The 21,794-nt window shown below is 66.5% G+C and carries 23 protein-coding genes and 1 tRNA gene; 7 read left to right on the forward strand and 17 right to left on the reverse strand.

What is annotated here, in order from left to right; genetic code table 11:
* Positions 1-502 precede the first annotated feature (502 nt).
* Both VGV58_RS13580 and VGV58_RS13585 read left to right on the forward strand, forming a co-directional pair.
* Positions 503-1,561 (forward strand): threonine aldolase family protein, encoded by a 1,059-nt coding sequence (locus VGV58_RS13580; RefSeq protein ID WP_326874541.1) that lies wholly within the window; start codon positions 503-505, stop codon positions 1,559-1,561.
* 102 nt (positions 1,562-1,663) lie between these two features.
* Positions 1,664-2,416: a hypothetical protein gene (locus VGV58_RS13585; RefSeq protein WP_326874542.1), complete on the forward strand. Its 753-nt coding sequence runs from the start codon at positions 1,664-1,666 to the stop codon at positions 2,414-2,416.
* Between the two features lie 109 nt (positions 2,417-2,525).
* On the opposite strand, the gene VGV58_RS13590 is transcribed toward VGV58_RS13585, so the two are convergent.
* Positions 2,526-2,987, reverse strand: coding sequence for an Hsp20 family protein (locus VGV58_RS13590; protein ID WP_326874543.1), 462 nt, complete (start codon positions 2,985-2,987; stop codon positions 2,526-2,528).
* A gap of 178 nt (positions 2,988-3,165) precedes the next feature.
* Between VGV58_RS13590 and VGV58_RS13595 the strand changes: the two genes are divergently transcribed.
* Complete coding sequence (locus VGV58_RS13595) at positions 3,166-4,233, forward strand: alpha/beta hydrolase (protein WP_326874544.1); 1,068 nt, start codon at positions 3,166-3,168, stop codon at positions 4,231-4,233.
* Here the strand turns inward: VGV58_RS13595 and hisN are convergent.
* Together hisN and VGV58_RS13605 are read right to left on the reverse strand one after the other, a co-directional pair.
* Complete coding sequence (gene hisN / locus VGV58_RS13600) at positions 4,138-4,920, reverse strand: histidinol-phosphatase (protein WP_326874545.1); 783 nt, start codon at positions 4,918-4,920, stop codon at positions 4,138-4,140. The two genes, VGV58_RS13595 and hisN, sit on opposite strands and share 96 nt — an antisense overlap.
* 354 nt (positions 4,921-5,274) lie before the next feature.
* Positions 5,275-6,195, reverse strand: coding sequence for an N-formylglutamate amidohydrolase (locus VGV58_RS13605; protein ID WP_326874546.1), 921 nt, complete (start codon positions 6,193-6,195; stop codon positions 5,275-5,277).
* A 287-nt stretch (positions 6,196-6,482) separates the two neighbouring features.
* On the opposite strand from VGV58_RS13605, the gene cpdR reads away from it, so the two are divergent.
* Together cpdR and VGV58_RS13615 are read left to right on the forward strand one after the other, a co-directional pair.
* Positions 6,483-6,842: a cell cycle two-component system response regulator CpdR gene (cpdR, locus tag VGV58_RS13610; RefSeq protein ID WP_038363805.1), complete on the forward strand. Its 360-nt coding sequence runs from the start codon at positions 6,483-6,485 to the stop codon at positions 6,840-6,842.
* Positions 6,843-6,986: 144 nt separating this feature from the next.
* Positions 6,987-7,061 (forward strand) — tRNA-Val (locus VGV58_RS13615).
* Positions 7,062-7,123: 62 nt separating this feature from the next.
* Here VGV58_RS13615 and VGV58_RS13620 read toward each other — a convergent pair.
* The gene (locus VGV58_RS13620; RefSeq protein ID WP_326874547.1) at positions 7,124-8,014 is read right to left on the reverse strand and encodes a LysR family transcriptional regulator; all 891 of its coding nucleotides are present in this window, start codon (positions 8,012-8,014) and stop codon (positions 7,124-7,126) included.
* 184 nt (positions 8,015-8,198) lie between these two features.
* Between VGV58_RS13620 and bla the strand changes: the two genes are divergently transcribed.
* Both bla and VGV58_RS13630 read left to right on the forward strand, forming a co-directional pair.
* On the forward strand, positions 8,199-9,068 hold the full coding sequence (bla, locus tag VGV58_RS13625) for a class A beta-lactamase (protein WP_326874548.1): 870 nt from the start codon (positions 8,199-8,201) through the stop codon (positions 9,066-9,068).
* Positions 9,069-9,183: 115 nt separating this feature from the next.
* A complete protein-coding gene (locus tag VGV58_RS13630; protein WP_414643982.1) occupies positions 9,184-9,435 on the forward strand; it encodes a hypothetical protein in 252 nt (83 codons plus the stop codon).
* Positions 9,436-9,439: 4 nt separating this feature from the next.
* Here VGV58_RS13630 and maiA read toward each other — a convergent pair whose 3' ends face one another.
* From maiA to VGV58_RS13695, 13 genes are all read right to left on the reverse strand, one after another.
* Positions 9,440-10,072: a maleylacetoacetate isomerase gene (maiA, locus tag VGV58_RS13635; RefSeq protein WP_326874550.1), complete on the reverse strand. Its 633-nt coding sequence runs from the start codon at positions 10,070-10,072 to the stop codon at positions 9,440-9,442.
* A 40-nt stretch (positions 10,073-10,112) separates the two neighbouring features.
* Positions 10,113-10,718 carry an acyloxyacyl hydrolase gene (locus VGV58_RS13640; RefSeq protein WP_326874551.1) on the reverse strand — a complete coding sequence of 202 codons (606 nt, stop codon included), beginning with the start codon at positions 10,716-10,718 and terminating at the stop codon, positions 10,113-10,115.
* Between the two features lie 99 nt (positions 10,719-10,817).
* Complete coding sequence (locus VGV58_RS13645; protein ID WP_152015280.1) at positions 10,818-11,006, reverse strand: twin transmembrane helix small protein; 189 nt, start codon at positions 11,004-11,006, stop codon at positions 10,818-10,820.
* A gap of 82 nt (positions 11,007-11,088) precedes the next feature.
* Entirely contained in the window at positions 11,089-11,958 is an 870-nt protein-coding gene (locus tag VGV58_RS13650; protein WP_326874552.1) for an ABC transporter permease, read from the reverse strand.
* Positions 11,955-13,013 (reverse strand): ABC transporter substrate-binding protein, encoded by a 1,059-nt coding sequence (locus VGV58_RS13655; RefSeq protein WP_326874553.1) that lies wholly within the window; start codon positions 13,011-13,013, stop codon positions 11,955-11,957. The genes VGV58_RS13650 and VGV58_RS13655 overlap by 4 nt, the downstream gene beginning before the upstream one ends.
* Before the next feature lie 34 nt (positions 13,014-13,047).
* The gene (locus tag VGV58_RS13660) at positions 13,048-14,100 is read right to left on the reverse strand and encodes an ABC transporter ATP-binding protein (protein WP_326874554.1); all 1,053 of its coding nucleotides are present in this window, start codon (positions 14,098-14,100) and stop codon (positions 13,048-13,050) included.
* A gap of 2 nt (positions 14,101-14,102) precedes the next feature.
* Positions 14,103-14,903: an ABC transporter permease gene (locus VGV58_RS13665; RefSeq protein WP_326874555.1), complete on the reverse strand. Its 801-nt coding sequence runs from the start codon at positions 14,901-14,903 to the stop codon at positions 14,103-14,105.
* A gap of 63 nt (positions 14,904-14,966) precedes the next feature.
* Positions 14,967-16,202 carry a metal-dependent hydrolase family protein gene (locus VGV58_RS13670; protein WP_326874556.1) on the reverse strand — a complete coding sequence of 412 codons (1,236 nt, stop codon included), beginning with the start codon at positions 16,200-16,202 and terminating at the stop codon, positions 14,967-14,969.
* 99 nt (positions 16,203-16,301) lie between these two features.
* The gene (locus tag VGV58_RS13675; RefSeq protein WP_326874557.1) at positions 16,302-17,582 is read right to left on the reverse strand and encodes a glycosyltransferase family protein; all 1,281 of its coding nucleotides are present in this window, start codon (positions 17,580-17,582) and stop codon (positions 16,302-16,304) included.
* Between the two features lie 94 nt (positions 17,583-17,676).
* Entirely contained in the window at positions 17,677-18,456 is a 780-nt protein-coding gene (locus VGV58_RS13680; RefSeq protein ID WP_326874558.1) for a polysaccharide deacetylase family protein, read from the reverse strand.
* The gene (locus VGV58_RS13685; protein WP_326874559.1) at positions 18,453-19,592 is read right to left on the reverse strand and encodes a glycosyltransferase family 4 protein; all 1,140 of its coding nucleotides are present in this window, start codon (positions 19,590-19,592) and stop codon (positions 18,453-18,455) included. Before VGV58_RS13685 ends, VGV58_RS13680 begins: the two co-directional genes overlap by 4 nt.
* A 28-nt stretch (positions 19,593-19,620) precedes the next feature.
* Positions 19,621-20,799, reverse strand: coding sequence for an ABC transporter permease (locus tag VGV58_RS13690; RefSeq protein WP_414643966.1), 1,179 nt, complete (start codon positions 20,797-20,799; stop codon positions 19,621-19,623).
* Entirely contained in the window at positions 20,796-21,794 is a 999-nt protein-coding gene (locus VGV58_RS13695) for an ABC transporter permease (RefSeq protein WP_326874928.1), read from the reverse strand. The genes VGV58_RS13690 and VGV58_RS13695 overlap by 4 nt, the downstream gene beginning before the upstream one ends.

The raw sequence follows: 21,794 nt of genomic DNA on the forward strand, positions 1-21,794 counted from the left end.
TCCGCAGGCGCCTCGGGCGTTAAGCCCTGCCGCGCCTGGTCACGCCGCCGTTTTGCGGGCGGCGCGCGTCGTACGGTTGGCTTTGGCTTTATTTGCCGTACCTCCCGTCATCGTTCGCTCCATCCGCCTGCACCGGGGCCTCGGCGAGGCCCGCTTCGAAAATGGGACAGCATCGCTGTCCTATTGCCTTGACCTTGCCAGAATTCCAATCTGGGCACAAGCGCCGATTTTGCGTTGCAGCGAAATTTTATTGCGATCTCTATCCCTGGCTGGACATTTTCACATCATGGCGGCTGGTACGCCAAGCCGGAAGTTGTCGATCGCAGGAAACGGGGCTGCGCTGCACCAGGGCCGGATCGAGCGTCCGCTTAGGGTATGGGCGCTACCTTTTTCGAGCCGGCTTGCGCTTCAAGCAGACCGGAGCGGGCCCCAGCATCGATTGCGCGGCGGCACGAGCGTGCTTATCCCTCGAAGCCTCGCAGTGGCTCGCCGGATGTCTTAGATGAATTTTGTCAGCGACAATCTGGCCGGGGCGAGCGCGCCGGTGATGCAGGCGATGGCGGCGGCCAATGACGGCTTCGCCGCCGGCTATGGCAACGATGCTTGGACGAAGCGGGTCGAAGCCCTGTTCGCCGAGCTGTTCGAGCGCGAGGTCGCGGTCTTCCTGGTCACCACCGGTACGGCGGCGAATTCCCTGGCGCTGGCGAGCCTGGTCCAGCCCTGGGGGGCGGTGCTCTGCCATCACGAGGCGCATGTCGCCGCCGATGAATGCGGGGCGCCCGAATTCTTCACCGGCGGGGCCAAGATCGTCGGCTTGCCCGGCGATGGCTGCAAGCTCGCGCCGGAGGTCGTCACCGACCAGCTCGCGCGCATGCGGGCGGGCGCCGTGCATCAGGTCCAGCCGCAGCTGCTGTCGATTACGCAGGCGACCGAATGCGGGCTGGTCTACAAAGCTGAGGAGATTGCGGCGCTGAAGCAGGCGATCGCGCCGCGCGGGCTGAAGCTGCACATGGACGGCGCCCGTTTCGCCAATGCGGTCGCGGCGCTCGGTTGCGCGCCCGCCGAGATCACCTGGAGGGCCGGCGTCGACGTGCTCTCCTTCGGCGGCACCAAGACCGGCGCCTTCGCCGCCGAGGCGGTGATCGTCTTCGATCCTGCCGATGCCGGTGAGATGCCGTGGCGGCGCAAGCGCGCCGGGCACACTCTGTCCAAGGGCCGCCTGATCGGGGCACAGTTCGAAGGGCTTCTGGCCGGTGGCCACTGGCTCGACCTCGCCCACCACGCCAATGCGATGGCCAAGCGCCTCGCCAGCGCGGTCGAAGCGGCAGGCAAGCTGCGGTTGGCCTGGGCCTGCGAGGCGAACGAGGTCTTCCTGGTGCTGCCGCTGCAGGCGCAGGCCGCATTGGCGGCGCAGGGCGTGCACTACATCGCCTGGTCCGATGCGGCGCTGCCGGAACATGGGCGGCTGCAGCAAGGCGAGGTCGTCGGGCGCTTCGTCTGCTCCTTCGCGACGCAGGCCGTGGAGGTTGACCGGCTCGCGGCCGTGCTGGCCACGGTCTGAGGGTCGAAGAACGCCCGTTTCCCAGCGAAGTCACGCCGCAAGCGCGCCGCAATCCTTACCGAGAACTGAAGACTGCGAATTTCGTCTGACAGAGGACAGACCATGGCAGTCTTGGTTTCGCCCGCCGCCACGCCGCGCCGCTTGCGCCGTCGGATGGCCGGCCTCGCCGTCCTGGCGGTTATGACCGGCGTCAGCGGCCCGGCTTTGGCCCAGCTCGATGACTATGGCGGTGGCTACGCGCGTTACGGCTATGGCTACGATTACGAGGATGATTACGGCCCGCGCTACGATTATGCGCCGCGTCGGGCGGCGCCGATCCCGCCGCGAGCCGTCGGAAGGATCGCGGTGCAGGAGTTTGGCCTGCGCGAGGTGCAGCGGACGGTGCGCACTGGCTCGGCCATCGTCGTCGACGGCCTGGCGTCGAACGGGTCACGGGTGCGGCTGGTCATCGACCGCTTCAATGGCGAGCTGCTCGACCGGATCGTGCTGCAGCCGCCGCCGCGGGTGGTCAGGCTCGATCCGCGCGAGGAGGCGCGCCCGGCGCCGAAGAAGCTGACACCGCGCCCGCCCGAGCGCCCGGCGGCCCTGAAGCCGGCGCAGCCACCAGCCGAGGCGAGTGCGCCGGCGACCGTCGTTCCGCCGTCACCGGCTGCTCCCAAGCCCGATATGCCCACGACGAAGCCGGCTGCGGTACCGTCGGTCGCACCGAGCGACATCGGCAAGCCGAAGCTGGTCAATCCGCAGGATGTCCGGGGGGCCGAGGAGCCCGACCGCACGCCGCCGCTGGCCCGGGCGCAGCCGAGTGTCATCCCGGTGCCGGATACGACGGTGCCGCCGGTCACGGTGGTGCCCTGAACAAGTAGCCGTCCGCCGGCTCACGCCGGACGCAAAAAAGAACCTCCCCGGTTTCCCGGGGAGGTTCCTTTCTTTTCAGGCTTCTGGCGCTTTCGCGCCGACCGTCCGGTTACGCGGCCCTCTTGGCCTCGATCACCTTGGGCGCGCCGCCACCGATCGGAATCAGGCGCGGCTTCTTGGCCTCGGGGATCTCGCGGACGAGGTCGATATGGAGCAGCCCGTTCTCGAGGCTGGCGCCAGTGACCTGGACATAGTCGGCAAGCTGGAAGCGACGCTCGAAGGCGCGGGCGGCGATGCCCTGGTGCAGGACTTCGCGCTTCTGCTCGTCATCGGCGGCTTTCTTCTCGCCGCGAACGGTCAGCGCGTTCTCCTTGCTCTCGATCGAGAGGTCGGCCTCACCGAAACCGGCGACCGCAATCGAGATGCGATAGGCGTTCTCGGCGGTGCGCTCGATGTTATAGGGCGGATAGCTCGGGGCGTTGTCGACATTGGTGGCCTGGTCGAGCAGCGAGAACAGGCGGTCGAAGCCGACGGTCGAGCGATAGAGCGGGGAAAGATCGTAGGAACGCATGATTGTCCTCCAAGGGAAGCGACATTCGTGTCAGCCCGCCTCCTCGTGAGCGCGGGCCAGGTTTGGGTTCACGCAGCCGCTTGACGGCCTGCGCCACCATGATCTGGGTGGCATTTCCGGCTTTTCAAGAGCGGGTCAGGCTGGGCATAACGGGACGATCGAACCCGTCGGAGCGCCGATGACGCAGGCCGAGTTCTTCCATCAGCCGGACTATCCGGTGCCCGGTCACGGCAAGGTCTGGTTCGGAGAGACCAGCGACGGAGCGCGGCTGCGCCTGGCGAGCTGGCGGCCGAGCGTGCGCAAGGAGAGAGGCACCGTCCTGGTCGTGCAGGGGCGGGCCGAGTTCATCGAGCGCTATAGCGAGACGATCGCCGAACTGCGCCGGCGCGGCTTCCATGTCCTGACCTTCGACTGGCGCGGCCAGGGCGGCTCGCAGCGCTTCACCAGCCGCCCGCGCAAGGGACATGTCGGCCGGTTGGTGCATTACGAGCGGGATCTCGCGCTGGTCGTGGCGCAGATGCAGGAGCGCCTGCCGCCGCCCTATTTCGTCCTGGCGCATTCGATGGGCGCGGCGCTTTGCCTCGACGCGGCCCGGCGCGAGGCGCTACCGGTGGAGCGGCTGGTCGCGATCGCGCCGATGCTCGGCATCGGCATGATCGAGAATCCGCGCGGCGCGCGCTGGCTGGCGCGGGTGCTGTACTGGCTCGGCTTCGGCAAGGCCTTCGTGCCCGGCGGCGGCGACACCGCGATCGGCACCAAGCCGTTCGAGGGTAACAGGCTGAGCTCCGACCCCGTCCGCTATGCCCGCAATGCTGCCTTGTCGGCGGTGGCGCGCGATCTCGCGATCGGCGACCCCAGCGTCGGCTGGATCCATGCCGCCTTTCAGCTGATGGACCGGCTGGCGCAGCCGCGCGCGCCGCTGGAGGTCAGGGTGCCGACGCTGATCGTCGCCGCTGGGCGCGATCCCGTGGTATCGACGCCGGCGATCGAGCGCTTCGCGGCGAGGCTCAAGACGGGTTCCGCCCTGGTGCTGCCGACGGCGCGCCATGAGATCCTGATGGAGACCGACGCGATCCGGGCGCAGTTCTGGGCAGCCTTCGACGCCTTTATCCCCGGCGAGGATGTGTCGGTCGAGGTGCCGGCGCCGACGTCAGCCGTTCAGGAGGGCGAGAGCGGCCTGATGCAAGGTCTTGTTGCCGGCGGCGAGGATGGTGCCGCCCTGGGCGGCGCTGCCACCGTCCCATGAGGTGACGATGCCGCCGGCGCCCTCGATGATCGGGATCAGCGCGACGATGTCATAAGGCTTCAGCCCGCTTTCGACGACGAGATCGATATGGCCTGAGGCGAGCATGCAATAGGCATAGCAGTCGCAGCCATAGCGGGCCATGCGGACGGCGCTTTCGACCCGGTTGTAAGCGGCTTTCTGCCCGTCGACGAAGAGGTTCGGGCTCGTCGTCATCAGCGTCGCCTCGGCAAGGTCGGTCACCTGGCGGGTGTGCAGCGTGCGCGGCCCGTTCGGCCCTTCATAGCGCGCCATGCGGCCATCGCCCGAGAAGCGCTCGCCGGTGAAGGGCTGGTTCATCATGCCGTAGACCGGCACGCCCTTGCGGGTCAGGCCGATCAGCGTGCCCCAGACCGGAATGCCGGAGATGAAGGCGCGGGTGCCGTCGATCGGGTCGAGCACCCAGACATATTCGGCGTCGGCATTCTCGGAGCCGAACTCCTCGCCAAGGATGCCATGGGCCGGGAAGGTGCGCTTGATCAGGTTGCGCATCACGTCCTCGCCGGCGCGATCGCCCTCGGTGACGGGGTCGAAGACGCCGCCGCCGGACTTGTCCTCGGTGGTATGCCGGGCGCGGAAGAAGGGCAGGATCGCCTGGCCCGACAGGGTCGCCAGCCGGGAGACGAATTCCGTAAAATCGACCGCGCTCATCAGGGTTCCCTCGGCTCCACCCGCCTGCCGCCTTCATGCTGTGCGGCGCACGGGATGACAAGCGCTGCCGGGGGCGAAGACCGATCAGCTCAGGACAGTTCAGCTTCGGTCGGTCCAGCGAAATCGGTCAGCTTATGACGATAGTGTAGCTTGTCATGCATTCTATGCATGACGGGATTTGCGTTTGGACTTGCGTTTTTGCAGCGCAATGCGCTATTGTGCACTGCGAAGGGGAGATGACCTCAAACCTTCGTTGCCCTCCTTGGGCGTTTCCTCCCTAGACTTCGGGCCGCCACGAAAGTGCGCGGCCCTTTTTCTTTTCGGGGTTGCCGGGGGCGCGCGCCGATCGAAGGCTTACTCGGCTGCCTGGCGCCAGTCGTCGCTCCAGCCGCTCCAGCGTGCGAAGCACTCGGCCATGGCGGCGCCGATCACCTGCTGAAGCGCCGCAAAGCCGCTGCTCGGCTCGAGCGTCGCTTCGTTCATGTAGAGGCCGCGGCTGACCTCGATCTGCAGCGCGTGCACGCCGGAGCCGGGCGCGCCGTAATGCTCGGTGATGAAGCCGCCGGCATAGGGGCGGTTGCGGGTCACGGTGAGCCCGGCGCGCGCGAACGCCTCTTCCGCCGCATCCACTACGAAGCTCGCGGCGCTGGTGCCGAAGCGATCGCCGAGGATGATGTCGGCCTTGGCAAGCCCGTCGCGGTCGAGTCCTGTCGATGGCATGGAATGGGCGTCGACCAGGATGCAGCTGCCGAAGCTGCCTTGCGTGCGGTTCACCAGATGGCGCAGGCCGGCATGATAGGGCCGATAGAGCGCCTCGATCCGGCTGAGCGCACTCTCGACCGGAATGCGGCCGGAATAGATCTCATAGGATTCGCCGACGATGCGCGGGATCGTGCCGAGCCCGCCGGCGACGCGCAGCGAGCGGGTATTGGCGAAGCCGGGCAGCCGGCCCTCGAACATGCGCGGATCGAGCTCATAAGGCTCGCGATTGGCGTCGAGAAAAGCGCGCGGGAACTCGGCGACGAGCAGGGGCGCGCCGAGCGCGACCGCATGGGAGAAGAGCAGGTCGACATAGGCGTCTTCCGAGCGGCGCAGCGCCCGCAGCGGCAGGCGCGAGCCCTCGACAAAGGCGCGCGGATAGCGGCGCCCGGCATGGGGCACGTCGACGACGACGGGGACCACCTGCAGCGCGGGCTGATGGAGCGTGAACGGCCGCTCGATCTCGGCGATCACGTCGTCCGGGCGGGGAAAGGAGAAACCGGCTGTCAGCGTCATGTCGACGGACTCAAGCACAAAGCTGCCGCTGATTGAAGGCCTGACCTTTCGTCATCCGGCGAGCCAGCCTTCACTGGTTGTTTACCGTAATGTCGCCAAATAGAACTGGCTGATCCATCCGGGTGTGTGCGAGCGACGAGTTCGCCTCACGCCGGGCTGGACCGGCGACACCCGGAATGGCAGGGACGGCCACCCGGTATGAGGGACGACGAACGAGCGAATCGGCTTCCGGCCAACGGGCAGGGCGGCGTGGGCTCGGTGCAACATCACGGATGAAGCAAGGCGCCATGACCAAGATCCTCCTGGCCGAAGACGATAACGACATGCGCCGCTTCCTGGTGAAGGCGCTGCAGAATGCAGGCTATGACGTCGCCTCGTTCGACAACGGGCTATCGGCCTATAACCGGCTGCGCGAGGAGCCGTTCGAGTTGCTCCTGACCGATATCGTCATGCCGGAGATGGACGGAATCGAGCTGGCGCGGCGCGCCACCGAGCTCGATCCCGACATCAAGGTGATGTTCATCACCGGTTTCGCGGCGGTGGCGCTCAATCCGGACTCGCAGACGCCGAAGGATGCCAAGGTGCTGTCGAAGCCCTTCCATCTGCGCGAGCTGGTCAACGAGGTCGAGAAGCTGCTGGCAGCGTGACGGCTTGGCCGGAGTCGGGCACAGCTTCTTGCAAAGAAGCCGACGAAGCGCCTTGCAAGGCGCGCAAGCCTCCGCTATAGCCCCTCCACCTCGCAGCGATGCCGCCCTCGGGCCGGTGTCGTTCCGGACGCCTTCGGGCGAAACGGGCGCGTAGCTCAGCGGGAGAGCACTACGTTGACATCGTAGGGGTCACAGGTTCGATCCCTGTCGCGCCCACCATTTTCTCCCTGAATTCAGGGACAGACGGCCGCCCCACCGGGCGGCCGTTTTGCTTCGGCAGGTCAGTCCGCTCGTGACGCGATCCCTTTGCGGCCCTCGTCCGCAATCCAGTCACGGAACGCCAGCATGGCCGGGGTGAGCGAGCGCGATTGCAGCCAGGTCAGCCAGTAGCTGCCGAGCGAGACCTCGACCGGGAAGGGGCGGAGCAGCCGGCCATCGTCGAAATAGCGCGAGAACAGCAGCGCCGGCACCAGCGCGACGCCTTCGCCGGCGGCAGCAACCTCGGCCAGGGCGATCGAGCTGTCGAAGACCGGCCCGCGCGCCTGCAGCGGCTCGATTCCGGCCGCCTCGCTCCACAGCGACCACTCATCGGCGCGATAGGAGCGCAGCAGGACATGTCCGGCGAGATCGGCCGGCCGGTGTAGCGTTGCGGTCAGCACCGGGGCACAGACCGGCGTCATCGGTGCCTCGAACAGGCGCTGAGCCGCCGTGCCGTGCCAGGCACCGCCGCCGAAGCGCAAGGCGTAGTCCAGCCCCTCGGCTGCGAGATCGACCCGGTTGTTGTTGGTGGTGAGCCTGAGGTCGATCTGCGGATGGGCGGCGCGGAAGCCGGCAAGGCGTGGCAGCAGCCAGCCGAGCGCGAAGGTGCCGACGGCGCCGACATTCAGGACCTCGACAGGGCGCCCGGTCTCGAAGCGCTCGAGCAGCCCGGCGATGCGGTCGAAGCTGTCGCGCAGCGTCGGCAAGAGGCTCCGGCCTTCGTCGGTCAGGGCAAGGCCACGCGGCAGGCGGCGGAAGAGCTCGACGCCGAGCCGTTCCTCCAGCCCTTTCACCTGATGGCTGATCGCGGCCTGGGTGACGCAGAGCTCGATCGCCGCCTTGGTGAAGCTGAGATGGCGGGCCGAGGCCTCGAAGGCACGCAGGGCGTTCAAGGGGAGATGCGGACGAAGCATGTCTGAGCCCCAGGAATTCTAATGGCTCCGTAGAGATATCATCGTTTGCGATTAGGCAAGCTTGCGGCGAGAACGGCGGCGGGCACTGCCCCGCTGCGTCGAACGCAGCGTTTTCCCCAGAACTGATTTCTGCCTCCCGCGCCTGCAATCCGCTCGCGCGCTGGCTCGCGCATGGAGACAACCGATGATCCGACGCCGAGAGCTGCTGATCGGCTCGCTGATGACCGCGCCGATGCTTGGTGCCTCGCTGGCCCTGGCACAGGGGCGCGAAGACCAGGTGCGCGAGGGCCTGTTCGCGCTCGACCGCAAGCATGGCGGGCGGCTCGGCGTCGCCGTCCTCGACAGCGGCAATGGCCGCATCGTCGCCCATCGCGGCGAGGAGCGCTTTGCCATGTGCAGTACGTTCAAGCTGGTCGCTGCGGCCTGCGTGCTGGCACGGGTCGACGGTGGCGAAGAGGAGCTCGAACGCCGCGTGAGCTACGGCAAGGCCGATCTCATCACCTATTCGCCGGTGACCGAGAAGCATGTCGAGAAGGGCCTGACCATGATCGAGCTCTGCGATGCGGCGGTGACGCTGAGCGACAACACTGCCGGCAATCTCCTGCTGGACTCGTTCGGTGGTCCGAAGGGGCTGACGGACTATATGCGCTCGCTGGGCGATGCAGCCTCGCGGCTCGACCGGCGCGAGCCGGATCTCAATGAAGCGAAGCCCGGCGACCCGCGTGACACGACGACGCCGGTCGCAATGGCCGGCGTGCTGCGCCAGATCGTGCTCGGCGGCGCGTTGTCGCCGGCCTCGCGCCAGCAATTGACGGCCTGGCTCGTCGCCAACAAGACCGGTGACAAGCGCCTGAGGGCTGGCGTGCCGAAGGGCTGGCGCATCGGCGAGAAGACCGGCACCGGCAACAACAACGCCACCAACGATATCGGGGTGATCTGGCTGCCGGGCCGGGCGCCTCTGGTTGTGACCGCGTACTATACGGAATCGCGTGCCTCCTTCCCCGAGCGCGAAGCCGTGCTGGCGGAAGTCGGACGGCTCGCCTCCTCGCTCTGAAAAGACAGAAAATGCCTCCGAAATAGCGGGGCTTCGTCAATCGACTTTGAAAAGGTGACGCCAGATCGCCGCTTTCATGGCATGATCCCCGCGAATCCCGCACGGCCTGGAGGATCTGACGATGCGTGCGACATGGCTCATCGCATTGGGGCTGGCAGCCGCGCTCGGCGGCTGCATGACCGCGGCCGAACAGCGCAGCGCCGATGAAGCGCGCTGCCGCTCCTACGGGTTCAAGCCGGGAGCGGAGAGCTTCGCCAATTGCCTGATGGAGGTCGATCTCGACCGCTCGGCCTCGCGCCGGGCCAGGTTGGAGGCGTCTGGCTTCTATGGCCCGTATTGGGGCCCCTGGCCGTATCGGCGCTGGTGACACCCTATTCGGCGTCGGCCTGACGGTCGGGCGTGGCATCGCGGAAGGCGGCGAGTTCCATCGCGGCGGCTTCCGCCCGCAACAGGCGCGGGAACCGGGCGACATCGACCTTGAAGCGCCTGGCATTGCCAAGTTGCGGCACGAGGCAGACGTCGGCGAGGCTGGGATTGTCGCCGAAACAGAACGGACCCGGATTGCCGACCGCGAGTTGCTCGCAGGCTGAGAGCCCGTCGACATTGACGTTCGCTGCCCAGGCCAGGGCCGCGTCGCCGTCATGGCCGAGCTCGCGCAACCGGTTGAGCACCTTGAGGTTCTGGACCGGATGGGTGTCACAGGCGATCGCCTGGGCGAAGGCGCGGACCTTGGCTCGTCCGATTTGGTCCTTCGGCAGCAATGCCGGTTCCGGATGGGTTTCGTCGAGCCATTCGATGATGGCGAGCGACTGGGTCAGCACCGTGCCATCGTCGAGCTCCAGTGTCGGCACCAGCCCCTGCGGGTTGAGGGCGAGATAGGCGGGGTCGCGCTGCTCGCCATGGCGCAGATGGTGCGAGACGTGCTCGACGTCGAGGCCCTTGAGATTGAGCGCGATGCGCACGCGCCAGGCGGCCGAACTGCGGAAATAGCCATGCAGCTTCATGATGCCGCCTCCTGCCAGAAGCCGGCTCCGAGCGGCCGGTTCAGAACGTATAGCCGAGACGGGCGCCGAAATTCGAGGGGCCGCGCGGGTTGCCGGCATTGGCGAGCGGATTGTCGGAGCAGCCTGTGGTGCTGAAATGCTCCAGCGTCGCGATCAGGCTCCAGCGGTCGTTGAGGCGGAAGCCTAGAGCGGCGGCGCCGCGCGCGCCGGTGTTGCAGCCGAGATTCAGGCGATTCTCGGGGATGACGGCGCCGGTCTTCCCGTTGTTGACGGCAGCGCCGAGACTGGCCTCCAGGAAGACCGATTGCGAGACGTCGAAGGTCCAGGTCGCGCCGGCATAGGCGTATTGCGTGCCGTTGACGTTGAGGCTGGAGCCGAGATGGAAGCGCGGCACGAAGGCGTTGGCGAAGCGATCGTTCAGCGTGGCGATACGGGGCGTGAGGAGCTCGCCGCCGAAGTTCAGAAGCCCGCTCTCGCGCCCGCCGGGATTGGCCGCGCCGAGACCGAAGCGCGCCTCCCAGGCGGGAGCGGGCGCTTCCGTCGCCGGGGCATAGCCGAGCGCGCGGCTGCCGGCGCGGTCGCCCTGCGCCAATGCGGGCGCGGACAGGACCGTGAGGACAGCGAACAGCGACGCAACGCGAACCATGAGGGCGACTTGGGCTTTCGGCGAGATTTTAAGGATTGGTAAAGGGCAGAGAGAGGTGGCCGCAATGTGACGAGGGCGCCCTTGCGCACCGCGGAATGGTCAGCCGGCGCGCCACCAGAGCACGCCGAGGATCACCAGGATCGCGATGAACTGCAGCACGACGCGCAGCCGCATCAGCCTCTGCGAGGTGTTGGCGCTGCCGCCGCGCAGCATGTTGACCAGGCCGAGCAGCAGGACGACGGCAACGGCGCCGACGGCGATCGGGACGATGGCGGAGGAGACGTTCATCGCCGTGCTTTAATCCTCGCGAGGGCGGTTGACCAGCATGGCCACGGCGGCGAAGCGCCACAGCCGTGGAGAACGTCCCGGACTAGCGATAGCGCCGCTGCACGATCAGGTTGGCGGCGATAGTGAGCAGCAGCGTCGCCGTCATCAGGATGAAGGAGATGGCACCACCGAAGGGCCAGTTGTTCTGCTGGGCGAACTGGCCGTAGACCAGCGGGCCCATGGTCTGGAATTTCGGGCCGCCGAGCAGGACCGGCGTGGCATAGGCGTTCATCGCCAGGATGAAGGTCAGGATCGTGCCGGCGAGGATGCCGGGCATGGCGAGCGGCCAGAGCACGCGGCGGAACATCGCCGTCGGGCCGGCGCCGAGGCTGAAGGCGGCCTCCTCGACATTGCGGTTGATGCCCTCGATCACGCTCTGCAGGGTCAGCACCATGAAGGGCAGGTTGACCGCGATGATGCCGATGATCACGGCGGTCTCGGTGAACATGATCTCGAGCGGCTGGTCGATGACCCCCAGGCCCATCAGCGAGGCGTTGAGCGCCCCCTTGCTGCCGAAGGCGGTCATCCAGCCGGCGGCGCGCACGGCGTTGCCGACGAAGAGCGGCAGCACCACCAGCATGATCAGGAGGTTCTTGAAGCGGCTCTGCGTGCGCGCCAGCACATAGGCGAGGGGGAAGCCCATGATCAGGCAGATGATCGTGCAGATCACCGCGACGCGGACCGTGCGCCAGAGCACGTTGAGATAGAAGGCGTCGGTGAAGAACTTGACGTAGTTCTCGATCGTCAGCCCGTCGACCATGAACTGGCCGGGAATGAACTGGTTGAGCGAGTAGCGGAACAGGATCGCGATCGGGCCGATCAGCCCGATCGCGACGAAGATCGTTGCCGGGACGACGAGCATCCCGGCAAGGCTGGTGCGTGCACCCGCGACTGGTTCGGGAGCTGCGCTCACCCCTTGAACACCTTGTCCCACCATTCTTTCATCGCGGAGTCGTTCTTGGCGAGGAAGGCGTAGTCGAGATCCTTGATGCGCTTCTCTTCATCGGGGGTGAAGCCGATGCGCTTTTGCAGATCGGGCGCGACGGAAAGGCCGGAGACCGTGCCGTTATAGCCCATGTCAACGGCGAAGGCCTCCTGCGGCTCCTTGGCCAGCATGGCGTTCATATAGGCGTAGGCATTGTCCTTGTTCGGCGCGTTCTTGGCGATGACGAAGCCGGAGACATAGGCCGGGATGCCCTCGACCGGGGAGACGGCCTCGCAGGGGATGCCGGCGTTCTGCCATTGCACCACGCGCGCCTTCCAGATCGCGCTGATGCCGACCTCCTCGTTCTTCATCGCCTGGGCGAAGGCCTCGTTGGTCGGATAGACGCGCGCGCCGGCCTTCTTGACCGCGAGCAGGACCTCCTTGGCCTTCTCGATGTCGTTCATGCTGGCGCCATTGGTGGCGGCCATCGAGGCGGCGATCATGATCGCCTGGTACTGGATGTCGATGAAGCCGATCTTGTTGCCCCATTTCGGGTCGAGCCAGTCCTTGAAGCCGGCCGGGGCTGGGCTGATCAGCTTGGGATTGTAGATGACGACGTTGCCGGAATAGATGTGCCCGATTCCGTACGGGTACTTCATCGTCGGCAGCAGGTTCTTGGCGTTCGGGATCTTGGAATAGTCGAGCGTCTCCGCGACGCCAGCCTCGTTCATCTCGAACATGTTGGCGGCCGAGAAACCCTGGATGTCGACCGTGCCGCGCGGCAGGCGGCGTTCGGCGACCATCTTGGCCCGGCGCGGCGCGTCGCCGGCCTGGTCCTGCACCACTTCGAGGCCCTTCGGCTTCAGCAGGGGATCCTCGATGTTCTTGGTCAGCAGGCGGGCATAGTCGCCGCCCCAGGTGCCGACCACGACCTTGCCGCCGGATTGCGCCTGCGCCCGTCCGCCGAGCGCGGGCATGGCGACCGCGGCGCCGGCACCAGCAGCCAGGCCCTTCAGGACGTCGCGTCTGTCGATCTTTTTCATGTTCGTTCCCCTGTTGGACGCCCGTCGAGCGGTTTCAAGGCTCGCGCGGATAGACGAGCCCGGCGTCTTCGGCCCAGCCTATCGTGATCATGTCGCCCGGCTTCGGCTCGGCCGTACCGGGACGGTTGGGCAATTGCAGCAGGATCCGGTCCTGCTCGGTCAGCCGGACGTCGATATCGAGCAGCGCACCGAGATAGGAGACGTGCTCGATTCGGGCCGGGAAGCGGTTGGCGCAGCTCTCGGCCTCCGCGCCGATAGCGAGGCGTTCGGGCCGCAGCGCCAGCGTCGCCGGTCCTGCTGCGGCCGCCTTGCAGTGGATGTCGAGCCCGCCGCCGCTGCGGAAGCGCCCGTCTGCGGCCTCGCCATCGAGGAAGGCACTGCGACCGATGAAGCCGGCGACGAAACGGTCTGCCGGTTTCTCGTAGAGCTCGCGCTGCGTGCCGATCTGGCGGACCTTGCCCTTTTCCATCACCACCAGCCGATCGGCCATGGTGAGGGCCTCCTCCTGATCGTGCGTGACCATGATGGTGGTCAGGCCGAGCTTGCGTTGCAGGTCGCGGATCTCGACGCGGACCTCCTGGCGCAATTTGGCGTCGAGATTGGAGAGCGGCTCGTCGAGCAGCAGGACGTCGGGCTCCACGGCGAGCGCGCGCGCCAGCGCGACACGCTGCTGCTGGCCGCCGGAGAGCTGGCGCGGGTAGCGCTCGTCGAGGCCGGTCAGGCGCACGAGCCGCAACGCCTCGGTGACACGGGGGCCGCGATCGGCCGGCGCGATCTTGCGCATCTCCAGCCCGAAGGCGACGTTCTCGGCGACCGTCATGTGCGGGAAGAGCGCGTAGGACTGGAAGACCAGGCCGCAATTGCGCTTCCAGGGCGGCAGGGTGGTGACGTCGCGCTCGCCGATGGTGATCTTGCCTGCGGTCGGCTGGATGAAGCCGGCGACCATACGCAAGGTCGTGGTCTTGCCGCAGCCGGAGGGGCCGAGCAGGACGAGGAATTCGCCCTCGGCGATGTCGATGCTGCAATCGTCGACGGCGGTGAATTCGCCATAGACCTTGCGCAGATGCTCGATCGAGAGCTTCGCCATGTTCAGACCACCCGGCTCAGCTTGACGTAACGGTCGGTGACGATCATCGCCGCTCCGATCAGGACGATCTGGATGACCGAGGCGGCCGCGACCGTCGGGTCGATCTTCCATTCGAGGTATTGCAGGATCGCGATAGGCAGCGTCGTGCGGCCCGGCCCGACCAGGAACAGGCTCATCTCGAGATTGCCGAAGGAAGTGACGAAGCCGAACAGCGAGCCGGCGACGAGGCCGGGCCGGATGCTCGGCAGGGTGACGCGGCGAAAGGTCGTCCAGGGGCCGGCGCCCAGATTCTGAGCGGCCTCTTCGATGGTGCGGTCGAAGCCGGCGAGGCTGGCGGTGACCAGCTTCACCACCCAGGGGATGACGACGAGGCTGTGGGCGGCGACGAGGCCGCCGGCCGAGCCCATCACCGGCAGGCCGGTGGCGATCTCGGTCTCGATCTGGAAGACATAGAGCGAGGTGCCGAGCACGATGCCGGGCATCACCAGCGGCAGCAGCAGAAGCGTGTTGATCGCGGGCCCGAGCGCGATGCGATGGCGCATCAATGCGAGGCTGGCGGGCACACCGAGCACGAGCCCGATCAGGGTTGCAGACACGCCGACCTGGAGACTGAGCAGGAAGCCGTCGACGAAGGGCTTGTTGTTCGCCGCCGCCTGGAACCATTTCAGCGAATAGCCTTCCGGCGGGAAGGACGGGATCTCCTGCCGGAAGAAGGCGAGCCAGAAGACGAAGAACAGCGGCAGCAGGATGAAGCCGAGCGAGAGCGTGGCGGCGCCATTCAGCGCCAGACGTCCCAGGCTCAAGCGTGCGGCGCTCAAATTGCTGCCCTCTTCATCGCCATGTGCTTGCTCTCGATGTGCTCGCTCTCAATGCAGCGTATTCTTGTGGAACGCGCCACCCTTCATGATCACTGGCAGCTTCGCGCCCTGGTCCTGGAACAGCTCCAGGTTTTTCAGCGGATCGCCGTCGACCAGGATGATATCCGCATAGGCCCCTGCACGCAGCGTGCCGAGCTTGCCGTCCATGCGCAGCAACTGCGCGCCGATCGTGGTGGCCGAGCGGATGATCTCGATCGGCGACAGCACCTCGCGGCGCAGCAGGAATTCGCGCGACTGATCGATCTGGAGCTGGCCGAGCAGGTCCGAGCCATAGGCGACGGGGACGCCGGCACGCTTGCAGATCTCGAGGGATTTCAGGCCGCCGTCGATGACGAGATCGTTCTTGGCGAGCATGTCGGCATTCATGCCGAATTCGGCGGCGCGCTCGCGCATCGCGTAATAGGCGACGAGGTTGGCGGTCAGGAACATGTTGTTCTCAGCCATCAATTTGGCCGAGGCCTCGTCGATCAGGTTGCCGTGCTCGATGGCGCGCACGCCGCATTGCGCAGCGCGGGTGATGGCTTCGGGCGTATAGGCGTGGGCGCAGACATAGCGGCCGAAGGCCTTGGCCTCGGTAACGGCAGCCGTGACCTCCTCGACCGTGAACTGCATGGAGTCGAGCGGATCGTAAGGCGAGGCGACGCCGCCCGACATCATGATCTTGATGTGATCGGCCCCGAGTCGCATCTGCTCGCGCGTCGACTTGATCACGGAGGAGACGCCGTCGGAGACGTTCATCGTATAGGCCATGGCGTTGCAGCAATGGCAGCGGGCGCCGAAATCGGTGCGCCGGCGCGGGTCGCTATGGCCACCGGTCGGGCCGATCGCGGCGCCGGCGATGAACAGGCGCGGGCCGGGGACGTCGCCCTTCTCGACCGCTTCCTTGATGCCCCAGTCGGCGCCGCCGGTATCGCGCACCGAGGTGAAGCCACGGTCGATCATGCCCTTCATCAGGCGGGCGGCGCGGGCAGTGGCCAGCGTCAGCGGCACCTTTTCCAACAGCGGGATCGAGACTTCCGACAGCATGACGTGGACATGGCTGTCGATCAGGCCGGGCATCAGGGTGCGCCCACCGCAATCGATCACGGTGGCCTTGTCGGCCTTGATCGGCTTGTCCGAGACCTCGCGGATCAGCTCGCCTTCGACAAGCAGCTCGTGCCCCCCACGCAGCTCGCCATGATCGGGCTCCAGCATTGCGAAATTGCGGAACAGAACCTGCGTCATGGCGGCGTCTCCCGGCAAAGCTCCTGATATATTATGAGCTTCGCCGGCCCTGTCCATCGCGCCTTGCGCGCAATGATGCGCAGGGGCCGCCTTTTTCGATCAGCCGGCGGCGGCGTTCTGGGCCAGGGCCCGGCCGCGGACCGGCAGCGAGAGATCGTCGGCGAGTGCGCGGTTGATCGCCGGCAGACCGTCGAGCAGATCCGGCAGGAAAGCCTGAGAGGGCGGCAGGCGCTTGGGCAGCGCATGCAGCGCCTTGGCCATCTCGAGCGGATCGCGCGTGCTCGCGCCGGTCTGGGTCGGGTCGAACAGCACGTCGATCAGGCGCAGATTGTCGGCGCGCTCGGCCCGGATCGCCTGCTCCAGGCGGGGCCGGACGCGCGGCACGATCAGCGCCGGCTTATCGAAGGAGAGGATCTCGCAGAAGGTGTTGTAGCCGCCCATGGCGACGACGCAGTGCGCCCGGTTCATCAAGAGTTCGAGGCGTGGCTCGAAGCCGATGCTCTCCAGTTTGGGCAGCCTGGCGATGCGATCGGTGAACTCCTTGCGCTTCTCCCGCGACAGGAATGGGCCGAAGACGATCAGCGCCGGCAATTCGATGGTCGGATCGGTCTCATAGGCTGAGATCACCCAGTCGATCACGCCGGCGCCGTCGCCGCCGCCGCCCGGGGTCACCAGGATGAACGGGCCCTTGGTGATGCGCGGATGCCGGTTCGGCGGCATGGGCGAGGGCACGGCGCGCTTGAGATAGCCGGTATAGCGGATCTTGCTGGCGAAGAGATGCTGGTTCGGCAGGCCGTCGAGCGGCCGGTAGATGCTGTCCAGCCCGTAGACCCAGATGTCGTCATAGACAGTAGCCAGCGCGTCGAGCGCGCCACTCTGGCGCCACTCCTCATGCAGCTTGGCCGGCTCGTCGAGCACGTCGCGCACGCCGAGTACGATGCGGGCGCCACGCCGGCGCAGAATCTCGAGCGAGGGGATGAGCTCGCCACGCAGGCCGATCGGCTCCTTGTCGACAATGACGATGTCCGGGTCGAAGGACAGCACCGTCTGCTTGATCAGGTCGGTGCGCAGGCGGATCGTATCGGCGAGCTCGAGATTGAGATGATGCGGCAGGTAGCGCCCGTCGCTCTGCTTCTCGATGCCGGGAATACGGACATAGTCGACGCCGTCGCCGAACTGGAAACTGGAGATCATCGACGAGCCGGAGACGATGATCACTGATATATGAGGATAGCTCGCGACCAGCGAATTGGCGATCGCCCGGCAGCGGCGGATATGGCCGAGACCGAAGGTGTCGTGGCTATAGATCAGGACGCGCGGCGCATGCGGGCTGCATGGCGGGCGGCGCGCCCCGCTATCGTCGATCAGACTGAGCCCCATGCGAGCGTCGCGTCCTCTGCTTGAAGGTCAGATGGCCTTCGGGGGACGCCAGAACGCACCCGAAACTGCCGAAAACCATAGCGCTGCCGGCGCGTCAATCCAAGTAGGTTGCCGCGTCGAAGAGCGTATCGGGACCGGAGAATGCGACGGCTGCGTGACCAGACAGCCGTGACAGCAGATTCGTGAGGAAGCTCCACGTGGTGCTGTCGTGATCGTGATGGTGCAGCAGCAGGCCGAAAGGCTGGCGCGGTTGCGGCTTCATCTGCCGGTCGGCGAGCAATTGCACCATCTCGGCCAGGAGGTTGTCGGGTTGCCGGCCGACGCGGCCATGATGCCAGTCGATCAGGTCGAGATCGGTGTTGACGAGGCGCGGGCCGCCGGCGGGGCCGAGCGCGAAATTGCGGAAGCAGGACAGGCCGGCGAAGCCGAGGCCGGGCAGTTCCGCCGCGATCTCCGGATGAATGCGATTCCACGGCGGCACGAAGACAGAAAGGAAGGAGTGACCGAACAAGTCCCGAAGGCGCTGCCGACCGGCTGCGATCTCGGCGGCGATGTCGGCAGTTGGCCGGTGAAGGCCGAACTCGCTCTTCTTCTCGCCGGTCGGGGCATGGTTGCGATGCCAGGTGCCATGCTGGCAGGGCAGTAGAAGCGGCGCGGTCTCGAGCCGCTTCGCCAGCGTTTCCTGTGCCTGCAGCGGGATCGAGGCGAGCAGTACAGGGATCGTGAAGCGCCCGGCGAGATCGGCGAGCCGGTCGAGCTGGTCGCTCGGCTCGGTCGCGTCGTCGTCGCGCAGCCAGAGCTCAAGGCGCTTGCCGGCGTGTGCCCAGCGGTCGAGCTCGGCGAAGAGGGCGGACCAGGCCGCATCCTCGGTCACAATACCGTCTCCAAGGCTTTGCGGCCGTGCCGGGCGATGGCGGTGCCCAGCGCGCTGGCGAGGATTCTTCGGGCGCTGTCGCCATTCCGTTCCTGGCGCGCAAACAAGCGTGCCGCCGCGCCCATGCGGGTGCGCAGGCCGGAATCTTTGACCAGCCGCGCGATCGTAGCCGCCAGCGTGGCCTCGTCGCCATCGGGGGTGAGCAGTGCGGTGCGATCGCGCGCCACGACGGCAGGCACGCCGCCGCTGTCCAGCGCCACAACGGCAAGCCCGGCGGCCTGTGCCTCCAGATAGACCACGCCATAGGCCTCGTTCAGCCCGGGCCAGACGAAGAGATCGTGCGTCGCGAGCTCGGCGAGGATGTCGATCCGCTCGCGCCGCCCCAGGAAGTGGATGCGCCCCGGCGGAAAGCCGGCAAAGGCGGCTTCGATGACGGAACGCTCGGGGCCGTCGCCGATCAGCGTCAGCGTCCAGGGCAGGTTGGTGATGACGGCGAGCGTCCGGGCGAGGAAGAGATAGCAGGCGGCCTTGTTGCCCTGGCGCATCATCGCGACGGCGATCAGCCGTACCGGTTTGTTTCCGTCGCGAAGAGCTATGGAATGCTCCGGAATTTCTTCGACACCGAGCAGGAAGGGCGGCAGATCGACGAGGTGCTCCGGCTCGGGGATGAGCCGGGCGAGCCCCTCGCGGTCGCGTTTGGTCATGCAGAGATGCAGGTCGGCATGCAGGATCGCCTTACGGGCAAGTGAAGCCGCCTCGGCCCAGGGGCCGTCGAACCGCTTCTGGGCATCGCTGGCCTCGGCGACGAGGTAGGGCAGGGCGAAGCGATCGGCCAAAGCAGGGCCGATCAGATCCGGGGCGCGATAGTGGCAGTGATAGGTGAAGATGAGGTCGGGCCGGGCTTCCTGCGCTTGCCATCGCTCCGACAGCGAGGTGACCACGCTTTGCGCGGCAGCCTTATGGGCGGCAAGCAGCGCCGCGTCGGGCTCGCGCATGAAGCTGCGCTCGGCCGGGATAATCTCGACGGCATGGCCGAGATCCTCCAGCAGCGTCACCAGCTGGCGCGCCATCAGCCGATCGCCGGAGGGGGCGCCGTCGCCATAGCGGTTCAGGGGCGTATGGAAGGCGATCTTCACGATGGGTCTTGCGATTGACGGGCAGGCGTCAGCGGTAGGGATCGGCCGCGTCGCGCAGACCGTCGCCGAGGAAGTTGAAGGCGAGGATGATGACGATTACCGGGACGCACGGGTAGAGCAGCCAGGGGTAGAGCGCGACGACATTGATGTTCTGCGCCTCGTTCAGCATCACGCCCCAGCTTGTGATGGGCGGTCGCAGGCCGAGGCCGAGGAAGGACAGCGCGGTCTCGCCCAGGATGGTCTTGGGGATGGTGATCGTCGCGGCGGCGATGAGATGGCTCATGAAGCCGGGTACGAGATGCAGGCCGATGATGCGGGCCGGCTTGGCGCCCATCAATTGCGCGGCGACGACATAGTCCTCCTCGCGCAGCGCCAGCAGCTTCGAGCGCACGGCCCGGGCAAGCCCGGTCCAGTCCATCAGGCCGAGGATCACGGTGATGCCGAAATAGACCAGCAGCGGGCTCCAGGAGGGCGGCATGATCGCGCCGAGCGCCAGCCAGAGCGGGATATGCGGCAGCGACTGCACGATCTCGATGATGCGCTGGACGATCAGGTCGACCTTGCCGCCATAGTAGCCGGCGATGCCGCCGATGATGATGCCGAGCACGAAGGAGACGCTGACGCCGAGCAGGCCGATGGTCAGCGAGATCCGCCCGCCATAGAGGATGCGCGAGAACATGTCTCGCCCGAGCCGGTCGGTGCCGAGCAGATAGAGCGTGCCGCCCTCGGGCGGGCAGACCAAATGGAGATTGCCGGGAAACAGCCCCCAGAACTCATAGGAGTCGGCGCGGCATAAGAAACGAAGCTTCTGCGGCCTGGTTTCGTCGACGTCATATTCGCGCTTCAGGTTCTCCATGTTGAGGCGCTGGACATACGGGTAGACGAAGGGCCCGATGAAGCTGCCCTCGTGGAAGAGATGCAGCTCCTGCCGCGGGGCGCGGATGAAGTCGGTGTTGCGTGTCGTGTAGTGATAGGGCGCCAGGAACTCGCAGATCGCGACCGACAGGTACATCAGCAGGATGACAACGCCGGAGATCACCGCGAGCCTGTGCTTGCGGAATTTCCACCACATCAGCTTCCATTGCGGCGCGAGATAGACCCGCTCCTGCTCGGGCGACATCTTCTCGATCGCATAGGGCTCGAACGGCGCGGTCGACCAGCGATGCGGCAGCGGCTCGGAGGCCTGCGGGGCGGGAGGCGTCGTCACTTGGTCGCCGTCCCCTGCAAGCGGATGCGCGGATCGAGGATGGCGAGCGCGATGTCGGAGATCAGCACGCCGATCACGGTCAGGAAGGACAGGAACATCAGGAAGGAGCCGGCGAGATACATGTCCTGGCTCTGCAGCGCCCGGATCAGCAGCGGGCCGGTGGTCTGGAGCGAAAGCACGATAGCGACGATCTCGGCCCCGGAGACGATCGAGGGCAGGATGTCGCCGATATCCGAGATGAAGAAGTTGAGCGCCATGCGCAGCGGATATTTGCGCAGGGCCTTGCCGGGCGGCAGGCCCTTGGCGCGGGCGGTGACGTAGTACTGCTTCTGCAACTCGTCGAGCAGGTTGGCACGCAGCTTGCGGATCATGCCGGCAGTGCCACCGGCGCCGATGATGATCACGGGGATCCAGAGGTGCTCCAGCACCGATTTGAACTTGGCCCAGCTCATCGGCTGGTTGAGATATTGCGGATCGACAAGGCCGCCGATCGAGGTGCCGAACCAGATATTGGCGAAATAGAGAAAGATCAGCGCCAGCAGGAAATGCGGTATGGCGAGGCCGAGCATGCCGATGAAGGTGAGGCCGTAATCGCCCCAGCTGTACTGGTGCGTCGCCGAATAGATGCCGATCGGGAAGGCGACGATCCAGGTGAAGATGATGGTGAAGAACGAGACGATCATCGTCAGCAGCAGGCGGTCGCCGACGATGTCGCGCACCGGCAACTGGTACTCGAACGAATAGCCCATGTCGCCGCGCAGCAGGCCGGCGACCCACCAGAAATAGCGCTCGGCCGGCGGCTTGTCGAAGCCGTATTCCTTCTTCAGGAACTCGACGCGGCTCATGTCCGCCTTCTCGCCCTGGGCCTGCATCTCGGCGACCATCGTCTCGAAATAGTCGCCCTCGGGGAGGTTGATCACGGTGAAGATCAGGACGCTGGTGACGAACAGCGTCGGGATCATCACCAGGATGCGCTTGAAGATGTACTTCAGCAG

The organism is Allobosea sp. (assembly GCF_035944895.1).
Taxonomy (GTDB): Bacteria; Pseudomonadota; Alphaproteobacteria; order Rhizobiales; family Beijerinckiaceae; genus Allobosea.

Bases quoted from the DNA above. Each gene is read 5' to 3' on its own strand.
- VGV58_RS13580 (WP_326874541.1), top strand. From the start codon at position 503: ATGAATTTTGTCAGCGACAATCTGGCCGGGGCGAGCGCGCCGGTGATG.
- VGV58_RS13585 (WP_326874542.1), top strand. From the start codon at position 1,664: ATGGCAGTCTTGGTTTCGCCCGCCGCCACGCCGCGCCGCTTGCGCCGT.
- VGV58_RS13590 (WP_326874543.1), bottom strand. From the start codon at position 2,987: ATGCGTTCCTACGATCTTTCCCCGCTCTATCGCTCGACCGTCGGCTTC.
- VGV58_RS13595 (WP_326874544.1), top strand. From the start codon at position 3,166: ATGACGCAGGCCGAGTTCTTCCATCAGCCGGACTATCCGGTGCCCGGT.
- hisN (WP_326874545.1), bottom strand. From the start codon at position 4,920: ATGAGCGCGGTCGATTTTACGGAATTCGTCTCCCGGCTGGCGACCCTG.
- VGV58_RS13605 (WP_326874546.1), bottom strand. From the start codon at position 6,195: ATGACGCTGACAGCCGGTTTCTCCTTTCCCCGCCCGGACGACGTGATC.
- cpdR (WP_038363805.1), top strand. From the start codon at position 6,483: ATGACCAAGATCCTCCTGGCCGAAGACGATAACGACATGCGCCGCTTC.
- VGV58_RS13620 (WP_326874547.1), bottom strand. From the start codon at position 8,014: ATGCTTCGTCCGCATCTCCCCTTGAACGCCCTGCGTGCCTTCGAGGCC.
- bla (WP_326874548.1), top strand. From the start codon at position 8,199: ATGATCCGACGCCGAGAGCTGCTGATCGGCTCGCTGATGACCGCGCCG.
- maiA (WP_326874550.1), bottom strand. From the start codon at position 10,072: ATGAAGCTGCATGGCTATTTCCGCAGTTCGGCCGCCTGGCGCGTGCGC.
- VGV58_RS13640 (WP_326874551.1), bottom strand. From the start codon at position 10,718: ATGGTTCGCGTTGCGTCGCTGTTCGCTGTCCTCACGGTCCTGTCCGCG.
- VGV58_RS13645 (WP_152015280.1), bottom strand. From the start codon at position 11,006: ATGAACGTCTCCTCCGCCATCGTCCCGATCGCCGTCGGCGCCGTTGCC.
- VGV58_RS13655 (WP_326874553.1), bottom strand. From the start codon at position 13,013: ATGAAAAAGATCGACAGACGCGACGTCCTGAAGGGCCTGGCTGCTGGT.
- VGV58_RS13660 (WP_326874554.1), bottom strand. From the start codon at position 14,100: ATGGCGAAGCTCTCGATCGAGCATCTGCGCAAGGTCTATGGCGAATTC.
- VGV58_RS13670 (WP_326874556.1), bottom strand. From the start codon at position 16,202: ATGACGCAGGTTCTGTTCCGCAATTTCGCAATGCTGGAGCCCGATCAT.
- VGV58_RS13675 (WP_326874557.1), bottom strand. From the start codon at position 17,582: ATGGGGCTCAGTCTGATCGACGATAGCGGGGCGCGCCGCCCGCCATGC.